This is a genomic window from Pseudomonadota bacterium, assembly GCA_030860485.1.
GTDB lineage: Bacteria > Pseudomonadota > Gammaproteobacteria > JACCXJ01 > JACCXJ01 > JACCXJ01.
Window position 1 is genome coordinate 1 of record JALZID010000124.1, and the last position, 5150, is coordinate 5150.

Consider the following 5150-nt stretch of genomic DNA (forward strand, 5'->3'; position numbering starts at 1 on the left):
GGGGCAGCTCACCCTAAGCATGTCCGCCAATCCGGCGGTCCAAGAGGAGTTGTTGCATTACCTCGAAGCCGTGCAAGCCGCCTGAGATCCTCAGTCAAGCGACATTTATGCAACGATAGGGTCTAATCGGAACGTTACCGCTGCCGGTGGCTTTACTCGCGCTAGGTTTATTGTCTCACGCCGGTGATATATCGGAGTTAATGCTCAGGATGAAGGGACAACCGTGCCTCTGGGTTACTGGAATCATTGTAGTTGCTGTGGCAGCATTCGTGCACCTGCTACTCCGATTCCATGCATTGAGAAAAGAAGAAACTCGTGTGTGCTTGGAAACTTTTTTCCTACTTGAGTATGGCCTTGCCGAAAGCCGAAAGGGTGGCCAGCCCGCGGCCATCAACGGTGAATAAAAATACTTCATCCCCCCCCATTTCTTAGTGGTTGCCCTATGCGCCTAACAAAGAGGTTGCAGCCATGACAGGATGCGGTGAACGAAGGGAACCGCATCGCTCGCGAAAAGAGCTGGGCGAGAGATAGGTGATCGATGACCGAATACCGTCGTGCCTGGCTTCCGGGACCCACGTGGTTTTCACGGTGAACCTGGCCGAGCGGCGCGGGAATCGCCTATTGGTCGAGCGGATTGATATGTTCCGAACTGCGTTGCGTAATGTTCGCGCGTGGCACCCCTTCCACCTGGTAGCGATTGTAATCCTGCCGGATCATTTACATTGCGTCTGGACGCTGGGCCCCCGGTGATACGGATTCAGACGTGGATGGGTGAGACGCGTATCCGTTGGCCTCATTTCAGTTTCCATGCGTTCAGGCGGCGAGGAATGTATATCCGGAGGATGCGGGTGGCGAGAACGTCCCAAGTCTTGCGGCAGGGGAGTAACGGAGCGATGCGGTTCTCTTCGTTCACCGCATCCTGTCGCGTACTCAACGTTGGTGGTAGGATGTGCGAATGCCGACGGTCTTGAGGAGCGGACCCTATCGCGCGTACTTCTTCAGCCATGAACCGAATGAGCCACCGCACGTCCACGTCGACCGAGACAAGCTATCGGCAAAATTCTGGCTGCAGCCCGTTGCTCTCGCACGGAACTTTGGCTTTCCCGCCCACGAGCTGCGACGAATCCGTATATTAATCGAGGAGCATCAGACGCGCTTTCTGGAGGTCTGGAATGGGCACATTGGCACTCAGCGCTGACGAGAGAGTTCGCGACGTCCGCTTCTCGGAAGATTCGCTCACCGTGGACCTGATGGATGGTCGAACGATTTCGGTACCGCTGGAGTGGTACCCGAGGTTGGCGGGGGCGAGTCTGGAGCACCTTCAGAATTGGACCCTGTGCGCAGCCGGTTATGGAATTCACTGGCCCGACATTGATGAGGATCTGAGCACCGAGGGCATGCTCCGAGGTGCGCCCGCACCAGGAGTGCGAGCGGAGAGCCGAACAAAGCGCTCCACCCGACCGGGGCCACGAGGCCGACCGGGCAAGCGGGCACCGGCGCGTTCTGGGCGCGGCGGGTGAGCGCCGGCATTATTGTGCCAAGCGAAGCCTGGCGTATCTTGCGGGGTGCGAGTCCCCCTCGGGTAACGGTCAACCCACCCACCCGTATCGAGTGTTGCGCCTGCGGCGGAGCGCCCGAATGGTCGGGAGACTGTGAGGCGCGTGAACAAGACAAATGAAGCGTATACCGAGAGGCCTGTAGTGTAGGCCCCCCGCTTATAGCTATTAGTGCATGCAGGGGCAGGCTGCGGGGAAGCCGTGCTCCCTGAAGTGCTGGTACAGTTCCGGAAGCCGGGGCCAAAGAGTGGCCCAGACTGGGCGCACCGAAGGATGCGGCGCGGATGCTGCGGCTCTTCGCGCGGCGCGCGCTCATCACACCGGAGGCGGCGGCCGAGAGGCGACGATGGGGAGCACGGGGATGGCTTCTCCCTCGATGCCGCTACGCATCGAGGCCAGGGACCGGAAGGGGTTGGAGCGCCTGGCGACGCTCATCGCGCCACCACGCCGGCACCGTCACCGCTGTCATCGGGCGCTGACCCCACCGTTTCGCCGGGAGCAAAACGGGACAGCGCTAGCTGGTCCTAAGAAGGACCTGACCCCAGTGAAGGGGTCCGCAATGCCCCGCGGCGTGCGGCGGTGACCGACTGGGGCCCGCGTCGCTCATGGCCCACCGCGACGGAGATACGCCCGCGCACGGGCGCGCGCCCGTGCTGCCCCCTCGACATCACGCAGTCCCGCCCGCGCTTTGCCGACCAGGAGCCAGTTTCCCGCCAGCAGCCGGCGCTTGCCGCGCGCCAGCACGTTGGATCTCTTCGCCAGCTCGATGGCAAGGGAGTGCTGCCCCTCCTGGAGTCGCAGCACCGCGAGGCGGTGCCAGAGCCACGGGTTGCGCGGCTCGATGCGGATGGCGCGTTCCAAGGTCGCCGCGGCCTCTTCGGACTTCCCGGCATTGGCGAGCGCCTGCGCTCGCGTGAGCAGCACCATCGGCGCGGGCCCGGCCGCGGGCTCGGCTGCACGGGAAGTCGGCGCGGCGGGCGCTAGCGGGCCGCAGGCCAAGCTTGCCAGGAGACCGAGACGAGCGCAGAGCGCGCGCGTACTTTTAAAGGACATTAGGGGTACCCGGCCCTCGTAAAGTAAGGGAATGAAAGGCGCGAGATTCACGGCACGAGACCCGACACCGCCTCTTCCCCACAATGCCGGAACCGCGCGGGGCGATGCGGCGTGATGAACGGGAATCGCCGCGCACCGGGACACGCGGCCTCGGTGCGGGCACCGCTCACGCCATCGACCCAGTGCCATTCGATCCCCTCCGGCGGGTTGAGGTCCAGCGACGAAGGGGGGCGCGCGCGCATCATGGCCGACCACACCTGCATGGCGCCCGCCGCGCCGGAAAGGCCGGCCGGCCGATTGTCGTCTCGGCCCACCCACACCGTGGCCAGCATATCCCCCCCGAAACCCACGAACCAACTGTCGCGCAGATCGTCGGTGGTTCCGGTCTTGCCGGCGAGCGGCAGGGCACCGCGGAACGCGCGCGAGAGCTGGGCGGCCGTGCCCGATACCAGGACCTCGGTCAAGAGCGTCTTGAGCAGGTAGGCCGGGGCCGGCGCGATCGTCTGCCGCACGATCAAACCGTGGCGCTGCAACGGCCGGCCGTCTTGCGTCAGGACCTCGCGTATCGAGTGCAACGGACTGTGGAACCCATCGCTCGCGATGGTCTGATACATCTGCGTGACCTCGAGCGGCGAGAGATCGATCGCGCCGAGGAACAGCGAGGGATAGTCCGGGACATCGTCGGGGATCCCGAGCCGCGCGAGGGTGCGGCGCACCTCGCCGGTCCCGACGCTCATGCCCAACCGAACGGTGGCGAGGTTGTACGAACGTGCCAGGGCCTCGTGGAGCGGAACGGTGCCGTGCGTTTCCTTTGTGTAGTTGTGCGGCACCCACTTCACCCCGCGCCGATCGACCCAGCTGAACGGTCGATCCTCCAGCGACGAGACTGCATTGAAGCGATCGGGCCGTGACAGGGCCGCGAGATAGACGGCCGGTTTGATCAAGGATCCGATCGGTCGCCGGGCATCCAGGGCGCGGTTAAAGCCGCGATAACGGGTGCGCCGATCGCCGCAGAGCGCCAGGATCTCGCCGTTTTCCGGGTGTATCGCGATGACCGCCCCCTGCAGCGTCCCGCGTGGCATAAGGCTCCCGCGTTCGAGCGCCGTGAGGCGCTCGGACAGCGCGGCCTCGGCGCGCCCTTGAACGATCGGATCGAGGCTCGTGAAGACCTGCAAGCCTTCGTTTTCGAGGTCCTCCTCACGATAGATCCGCCGCAGCTGGCGCCGCACCACCTCGGTGAAGGCCGGGAAGCGGGTGGCGGTGCCGGATGCGCGCGCCGTGACACCGAGCGATGCGCGGCTCAGGAGCTCCGCGTCCCGTCTGGTGAGCATGCCTTGCGCGGCCATGCGCGCCAGCACATCGTTGCGGCGCTTGAGGGCGCGGCTCGGATGGCGGCGCGGGTTGTACAGCGACGCGCCGCGCACCATGCCGGCCAGGAGGGCCAGCTGCGCTGTGGACAGCTCGGCGAGCGGCCGGCCGAAATAGAACTGCGCGGCGAGCCCGAAGCCATGGATCGCGCGCGGCCCGTCCTGGCCGAGATAGACCTCGTTGACATAGGCCTCGAGGATCTCCTCCTTGCTGTAACGTAACTCCAGCAAGAGCGCCATGATTGCCTCGCTGATCTTGCGCCCCAGTGTGCGCTCGGGATTGAGATAAAAGTTCTTGACGAGCTGCTGGGTCAAGGTGCTGCCGCCCTGCCGAACCTCGCCCGCACGCAGGTTTTCCATTAGAGCGCGCAGGATGGCGAACGGGTCCACACCAGGGTGCCGGTAGTAGGCCTTGTCTTCCACGGCGATAAGCGCCCGCACCAGCCCCGCGGGGATCTCGTCGCGTCGCACCAGGAGCCGGTCTTCGTTGTGGCGCGGATAGATGCGGGCGACTTCGACCGGATCGAGCCGCACCAAGGCCAGCGATTCTTTCGTCTCGCCCTCGCGTAAGTGGCGTACGCGCCCCCTGGAGAACTCGATCTCCACTGCCCGCGGGGGTTCGCGGCCATCCCAGAATACGAACCCGCGGGTCGCCACCCGCAGGCGTTCACCCAGGACCCGATACTGCCCCGGCTCCGTCACGCGGCTCACCTCCCGATAGCCCAAGAGCGCCAACTCACTCCGGGTATCCGAGAGGGCCTGGGCCTTCCCCGCGTACAGCTCCAGCGGGCGGGCGTAGACGCGCGCGGGCAGCGCCCAGCGCCGGCCTTCGAACTGGGTTCGGACCTTATGGTCGGTCCAAATCAGCCATACGAGGGCCACGACGAACGGGAGGATCAGGAGACGGACCGACCAGATGCGCAGAGCGCCACGCGCTGTGCTCGGAGACCGCCTGCCTCCAGCGGCGCGATCGGGTCGTGGCACGTTGGATTCGGGAGGGAGTAGAGAGCGGCACTATCCAGCACGCAGTGTAGGGCAAGCCCACGGAAATGCGAAGCCCGCCCCTGGTCGATCGTTTGGGGTCGATCGACTTCAAGGACCGAGCTCAAGGCGAACGATGTCGAGGGGATCGATCTTTCGAGGCCACGGGCTGGGGGAGGGTCGAACGCCGCGC

Annotated in this window: 4 protein-coding genes; 2 read left to right on the forward strand and 2 right to left on the reverse strand. The window is 65.1% G+C overall.

The window, feature by feature from the left end; all coding sequences use genetic code 11:
- Window positions 1-955: 955 nt before the first annotated feature.
- Complete coding sequence (locus M3461_07030; GenBank protein ID MDQ3774123.1) at window positions 956-1198, forward strand: DUF4160 domain-containing protein; 243 nt, start codon at window positions 956-958, stop codon at window positions 1196-1198.
- Window positions 1173-1520, forward strand: a complete 348-nt coding sequence (locus M3461_07035; GenBank protein MDQ3774124.1) for a DUF2442 domain-containing protein — start codon at window positions 1173-1175, stop codon at window positions 1518-1520. The genes M3461_07030 and M3461_07035 overlap by 26 nt, the downstream gene beginning before the upstream one ends.
- A 639-nt stretch (window positions 1521-2159) precedes the next feature.
- Here M3461_07035 and M3461_07040 read toward each other — a convergent pair.
- Both M3461_07040 and mrcB read right to left on the reverse strand, forming a co-directional pair.
- Entirely contained in the window at window positions 2160-2483 is a 324-nt protein-coding gene (locus M3461_07040; GenBank protein ID MDQ3774125.1) for a tetratricopeptide repeat protein, read from the reverse strand.
- Window positions 2484-2656: 173 nt separating this feature from the next.
- On the reverse strand, window positions 2657-4858 hold the full coding sequence (mrcB, locus tag M3461_07045; GenBank protein MDQ3774126.1) for a penicillin-binding protein 1B: 2202 nt from the start codon (window positions 4856-4858) through the stop codon (window positions 2657-2659).
- Window positions 4859-5150 lie beyond the last annotated feature (292 nt).